The sequence below is a fragment of the Thermoleptolyngbya sp. M55_K2018_002 genome, from assembly GCF_015295965.1.
In the GTDB taxonomy this organism is placed as follows: Bacteria; Cyanobacteriota; Cyanobacteriia; order Elainellales; family Elainellaceae; genus Thermoleptolyngbya; species Thermoleptolyngbya sichuanensis.
In genome coordinates, this window is sequence record NZ_DVEA01000276.1 from 1 (window position 1) to 6,408 (window position 6,408).

Genomic DNA, 6,408 nt, shown 5'->3' on the forward strand with positions numbered 1-6,408 from the left:
GAGAAATTGTCCAACTGCGTAAGTCCTAATCTTGTAGAGCGTTGTAGCAGCCGGGTCGCATAGCTTTCTCAGATAGGGCACAGACGCTAGTGTCTTAGTTTGAGATTCGGCCGACAGGACGCAGCGGCTTAGGCGTGCGTGGGCGGCCCGCCAATCCTCTCCCACCCCAAACCAAACCCAAAAAAAGCCACAGCGCGGGTGTGCTGTGGCTTTGTCAAAAAACGCCTAGTGGCTTACAAAACAGGGATGTCACCCAACATCAAACGCGGCTCAAACCTCAGCATCCAGGGTTTCTTCTTCCGCTTCCCTCCGCTTCCGCAGCGCCGCCGCCCCCATCGCCATCAGCCCCGGCAACAGCGCCGGAGTGGGAATAGGCTGTGTAGATAGCGTAATTTGGTAGGTGCTGGCAGCATTTGCCCCACTCCCCGAAACAGATGCTTGCAGAAAACCGGCTGCAATGGTTTGACCATTAAAGTTAAATTTGCCAGTCAACGGATTGATATTGTGACTAATGCCGAAGACAGGGCTTTTAACGATGGTTGTCACAGCATTACTCACTTCATCTAAATCAAATGTGAGCGTCGCTGTGGTTGCACCAATGGTAACTGTTCCAAAGTCGATAAAGCTTGTCAGCGCTGCCACGCCTCGACTTGAGTATGTACCTGCTGCTGGATTGGTTCCCAATGGGGGCGTGAAAACCAGCGGCTTAAGGATAGCCGTGTTGGAGTTTAGCAGCCCGCTAAAATCGCTGTTGGCAATGTTTACGGTGTCCGTCAGAAAGGTCACCCCATTTGGATTCACCGTTGAACTACCCGTCAGCCCAATTGAACCAAAGAGAGCAACGGCTTGAGCGGGCGCACTGGCCACTACGGAAGCAGTAATGGCAGTGCCTAAAAGAAGGGTCTGAAAACCCAAATGACGCAAATTCATAGTTAAAACCTACCTTTATGCACGTTTGTTGAACGTGAACCGTGTTTGCAAACTTCGGTAGGCTACCGGTCTTCTGGTAGAAGACCCGGCAAGACATGGGATTTTACTTTGTGCCTCCTCAAAGGGCTGTCTTGATCAAAGGGGGCAGGACAGCTTTGAGGAGGGCGGTAATAGTCGTCCGGTAGCCTGGGTAGCGCACCCCGGACGGAGCAAGAATGGCAGGCCCATTTCCCAAACGTTTTACTGGCTGGGACAGCCTGGGTATGAACAAAACCCTGATAGACGGTCTAAGAGATGCATCGCAAAAATGCATCACGAAGCGGAGCTTGGTAGACACGCCTGGTTGGAGTCGCGCTATTCACGCCTCCGTGTTTATCCTGACGTGATGGGCTGGTAGGGGTTACTGAGTGAATGTCGATTTCATCGTATTTTTACAGAACTGACCCGGTTGCTTTATACAAGGTTTATGTAGATTTCTTTATTTATCTAAATAAATGGAAAAGATGAAGCGGCTTTACAGGAGTGACTGGGAAATCGAGATAAAAGTTCGTGTTTTTTCAAATATCCGTAAATACCTGGAGCGGGTGGGCTAATTGGAACGCGAGTGGGAGTTGGATAAAACAGGTGGATGAAGAGTTGGATGAAGGGCGATCGCCCTTTTAACCCAGTCATTGCAGGCCAACTGGGTAGCCATTAAACTGGGTAGGCATCAGATGGTTAAACGTTAAATTATAGAAATATCGCAGTTCATAAATCCTCGACGGCTCTTTATTGGCGCTAGACCGTTTGCCCCCTCTATGGCAAAACCCCGACCTCCCCGACGCAACGGTTTTTATCGAGACGACACAGTTGGGAGCATTCTCAACAAGCTGCCGCCAGAGGCAAAGATTTGGGTAGAAAGCCTGCCCTGGCACCAGCGGCGTTACGTACTGTCGCTGTGTCACCTGATGTGTGCAGCATCGCCAGAGGTGCAGGCGGAGTTTCTGGACGACTACACGGCCGATGGGCTGGTGTCGCGCAAGCTGGAGGACAAAGAAACCGAGCAGCGGGTACGAGACTATCTCAAGGAATTTCGCATTGCTACCGAGCTAGATGCGGGTGTGCTGCGACGCTATATCCGCCAGTTTTATGTGCATTCTGCTCAGGATGCGCGACGGCAGCCAGATTTATACCTGGAATCGGCGCTGCGGCTGGTGTTCAGCACGGAGGAGCGCAATAACGTATTTAGCTATGTGCTGGGCTTTGAGCTGCTGAAAATGATGTTTCGCATGAGTTGGTATCAGCATGAAAAGCTGTACCGCCTCCAGCGCAACCAGGATGAATTTATTGCCACCTATATCAAGCCGATCCAATATGCTCACCGGGTCAACAGCATTGTCGTGCCCAAGGATGAAGGCGTGTTTTTTGCGCGGCGAAACTATTTCGTGCAGGAGCCAGAAATTCCCGAAAAGCGGCTGGTTGAACTGGTGATGGCGACGTTTACTACCGATGTCGTCTCAAACTTTGGCTTTTCGCTGATGCGCCACCCGAATTCACTCATTTTTGACTATGACCACATTTTTGACCTGGAACAGGACGTGATTTTTGACCTGAACGCAACAGAGTAGCGGGGCGAGGGGAGATTTAGGTTGGGGACGCTGGCGCGGGAATCTCTGTCTTGGGGTGCAGGCCCCTTCTGAGAGATTCCCCGTCAAATGGGAATACTTTGGTGAAAGCGCCCTCTGGGTTTTTACCCATCTCCTGCGTCTATGTGGCATCGGCTCCGAAACTGGTTCTATAGCTTGCGTAGCTACACAGCCCTGCGTCCTGATCTGGCAATGCGGCGGCGGGTGGTGCGATCGCTCCAGCGGCGGCCGAGCCTCAGCCCCCAGGAATGGTTTCACACCTACGGCAAATCGCTGGGCATTGCAGAAGCGGTCGTCAACTTTGCGGCTCATCAGTTGGAGCAATATTCGGGATTACCCTTTGGGAAACTGCTGCCGGGCGATCGCCTAGAAGCGGATTTGCACTGGACGCAGGTGTGCTGGTTTGACTGGGAACTATCCTTCTATGAAGATGTTCAGCAGGCCTTCGAGGTGTTTCTAGAAGGGGATGTGGAGGAACTGCTAGAGGGCACGCTGGGCAACTTTCTGGTGTGGTTGACGAAGCAAGTTCCGTCAGACTTGCTCCAGGCAGACCCCTTACCTAACCCTTACCTAAGGACTTGCCCAAGGACTCGCCACAGAACCCGCCACAGAACCCGCCAAAAAAACTAAAGCCCAAGCACCTAAAACTGCGATCGCCCAGCTAGCCAGTTTTGCAGCAAGGCCGACGATGGTTCGGCCCAGACGATTGCTCATTGCTCGGCTAAAGGGATGCAGGCTGGCTGATAGCCCGTCCCCTCGCCTCTAGAAAACTTTCGCCTCCAGAAAACTTTCGCCTCTAAGGAAACCTGAGGAAAAACTGGGATTCCCATTGACGATCTTCAATGGGCCCACCCATAAGGGCTGAAACGCCTGCAAAACAAGGGATATGGGATGCTAGACGGAGAGGATCTGCCTCAATTCTCGTTACGAGAAGTTACAGTCTGTTTCAATTTCGCCATATCCCCAAAACCCTTGCTGAATCAGGCTCTCCGCTCATGCTACGATGCCATTCGTACGCTTTACATGAAAATTTGGGAGACGACCTTTGGCTCTACGGGTTGCTGTCGTTGGTTCCGGGCCGGCAGGTTCTTCCGCTGCCGAGACCCTGGCAAAAGCAGGTATCGAAACTTATCTCATTGAACGCAAGTTAGACAACGCAAAACCCTGCGGTGGGGCGATTCCACTCTGCATGGTGGGCGAATTTGACCTGCCGCCAGAAATTATCGATCGCCGCGTCCGCAAGATGAAGATGATCTCGCCCTCCAATATTGAGGTCAACATCGGCAGCACGCTCAAGGATGACGAATATATCGGCATGTGCCGCCGTGAGGTGCTGGACGGCTTTTTGCGCGATCGCGCTGCCAAACTGGGCGCAAAGCTGATCAATGGCACTGTCTATGGGTTGGATCTGCCAAAAACCAGCAGCGACCCTTACACCCTCCACTATGCCGACCACTCCAACGGCAGCGTGGAGGGCACTGCCCAAACCCTGCAAGTTGACTTGGTGATTGGTGCAGACGGCGCAAACTCTCGCGTTGCCAAAGCCATTGATGCGGGGGACTATAACTATGCGATCGCCTTCCAGGAGCGCATTCGCCTGCCCCAAGACAAGATGGCGTACTACCACGAGCTAGCCGAAATGTATGTCGGCGATGACGTGTCGCCCGACTTTTACGCCTGGGTCTTCCCGAAATACGACCACGTTGCTGTTGGCACGGGCACGATGAAGGTGAACAAGTCCCGCATCAAAGACCTGCAAGCAGGTATCCGCCAGCGGGCCGCCGCCAAGCTCGAAGGCGGCGAAATCATCAAAGTCGAAGCGCACCCCATTCCCGAACATCCCCGCCCCCGCCGGGTGGTGGGCCGCGTGGCGCTGGTAGGCGATGCCGCTGGCTACGTCACCAAGTCCTCCGGCGAAGGCATCTACTTTGCCGCCAAGTCGGGTCGCATGTGTGCCGAAACGATTGTGGAACTGTCCAACAAAGGGCAACGCATCCCCACCGAAGACGACCTCAAGGTCTATATCAAGCGCTGGGACAAAGCCTACGGCGCAACGTATCTGGTGCTGGATCTGCTTCAGCGCGTGTTCTATCGCTCCGATGCGACCCGCGAGGCGTTTGTGGAAATGTGCGCCGATATCGACGTGCAAAAGCTCACATTCGACAGCTACCTGTATAAGACAGTCGTGCCTGCCAACCCACTGACGCAGCTTAAGATTACTGCCAAAACCATCGGCAGTCTCCTGCGCGGCAACGCCCTAGCTCCTTAAAAATCCAGGCTAAAGACTCAAAAAGACTAGGCGAGGGAATCCCTAACCTAGTCTTTTTTGTTTTTTGGCTTTGCTGAAGAGAAGTATGATTCTCATGCCTAAGCCTCTTGCAACCCTCACCCTAGCCTTCTCCCAAAGGAGAATGAACCAGAGTTCTAACTCCCTTCTCCGCAGGGAGAAGGGTTAGAGATGAGGGTAGTTCATACTTGCGTTCAGCAACGACTGTTTTTGGATCTGCTTTTAACCATGACGGATGAACTCCACACTGCTCATGGTCAGCCTCTTCTGGGTTAACCTTCTGGGTAAACCTTCTGAATTAGCCAGAAGCATTAAACAGGAATCGTTTCGGGAGCTGCTAGCGCCAGGATGTGATAGCAGGCGGGGGTCTCTTCTCCGAGAACCTCATTAATTCGCGTGCGAATCAGCAGGTGCAGCTTTTGAATCGAATCATCAAAGTTGTGCTGAACATGGAGAACCGCAGTCTGCTTTTGGTATTGACTGCCGTAGTATGCCACAAAGTAGGTGTTGCGGTTTGCGGCGGGTGCATCGAGGACAAAATCGCTCATTGGCTTATCTCCTGGAGACGGGGGGATGAGTAAAGCCGTCTCGGTTGAGGTCAGTTAAGTTCCTAGACAGAGTGAAGCGAATTGAAAGCTAGCTCTGGTGAATCTCATTGCTAAGTGTAGCGCTGAGGGGGAGGTTTATACCTGGTACAAGTGGGTGAAGTTTCGCAGGTCAGACAGGCTAGTTCTAATTGATGCTTCAGTCCTGTAGGGCTATGTTCCGGAGGGGGTTTGGAATTTTGGGCTTTGGATTTTGGATTTAGCCTGGATTAGGCTGAAGTGGCGCCACATCCATTCTCTTGAGCGGAGCTGCGAATGAGATTGCTGGAAGCCTTGCAGGCGCTTGACGAGCAACCCAAAATCGCAAATCCAAAATCGAGAATCGATAGAGCCGCCTCCCGCTCCTCATCCCTGGGGTTCCTGGTTCCGCTCTCTAAGCATTAGGGTATGCTGGGTGACGGAGAGATCCGTCCGCATTTTCACGCGATTTCCCAGGCGTTAGGGGCGCATAGCGACTTTGATCACAGTGCGATCGCGCATATCGTAAAAAGTCTGTTGCAAGTCCTTGAGCGGCCGCTCGTCGCTGATCAGCTTTTCAAAGGGGCGATCGCCCGCCGCCAGCATCGCTAGCGCATCGCGGACATGGCGCGGCGTGCTGTGAAAGACTCCCTTCAGCGTCAGTTCGCTGTAGTGCAGTGGCTCGGTGCTGACGGTGATCGTAGTGTCCCGTGGACAGCCGCCAAACAGATTCACGGTTCCCCCCGGACGCACACAGGCGATCGCCTGTTCCCACACGCTGGGCACCCCCGTCGCTTCGATGACCACATCCGCGCCCCAGCCCTCTGTCAGCGACTTCACCAGCCCAGGCACATCCGCCACCTGGCGATGGTTGAACCCCTGCGATGCCCCAAACGCCTCGCCCACCCGGAGCCGTGTGGGGCTACCGCCAAAGAGGAAGATTTCGCAAGGCGTGTTGGCGTGTTGGCGTGAGGGAAGAGAGAAGAACGAAGAACGAAGAGGT

6 protein-coding genes are annotated in these 6,408 nt (G+C 53.5%); 3 read left to right on the forward strand and 3 right to left on the reverse strand.

Annotated features, from left to right (window positions below; genetic code table 11):
- Positions 1–270 precede the first annotated feature (270 nt).
- Complete coding sequence (locus IGS51_RS14285) at positions 271–930, reverse strand: PTPA-CTERM sorting domain-containing protein (protein WP_297079163.1); 660 nt, start codon at positions 928–930, stop codon at positions 271–273.
- 797 nt (positions 931–1,727) lie between these two features.
- On the opposite strand from IGS51_RS14285, the gene IGS51_RS14290 reads away from it, so the two are divergent.
- The 3 genes from IGS51_RS14290 (at position 1,728) to chlP (ending at position 4,824) form a co-directional block, all read left to right on the forward strand.
- Entirely contained in the window at positions 1,728–2,537 is an 810-nt protein-coding gene (locus tag IGS51_RS14290; protein WP_297079165.1) for a cobyrinic acid a,c-diamide synthase, read from the forward strand.
- A 141-nt stretch (positions 2,538–2,678) separates the two neighbouring features.
- Positions 2,679–3,185 (forward strand): hypothetical protein, encoded by a 507-nt coding sequence (locus IGS51_RS14295; protein ID WP_297079167.1) that lies wholly within the window; start codon positions 2,679–2,681, stop codon positions 3,183–3,185.
- Positions 3,186–3,600: 415 nt separating this feature from the next.
- The gene (chlP, locus tag IGS51_RS14300) at positions 3,601–4,824 is read left to right on the forward strand and encodes a geranylgeranyl reductase (protein ID WP_068515126.1); all 1,224 of its coding nucleotides are present in this window, start codon (positions 3,601–3,603) and stop codon (positions 4,822–4,824) included.
- Positions 4,825–5,153: 329 nt separating this feature from the next.
- On the opposite strand, the gene IGS51_RS14305 is transcribed toward chlP, so the two are convergent.
- Both IGS51_RS14305 and IGS51_RS14310 read right to left on the reverse strand, forming a co-directional pair.
- On the reverse strand, positions 5,154–5,390 hold the full coding sequence (locus IGS51_RS14305) for a hypothetical protein (protein ID WP_172357981.1): 237 nt from the start codon (positions 5,388–5,390) through the stop codon (positions 5,154–5,156).
- Between the two features lie 495 nt (positions 5,391–5,885).
- A partial coding sequence (locus tag IGS51_RS14310; protein ID WP_297079169.1) for a zinc-binding dehydrogenase occupies positions 5,886–6,408 on the reverse strand: 523 nt, incomplete at its 5' end.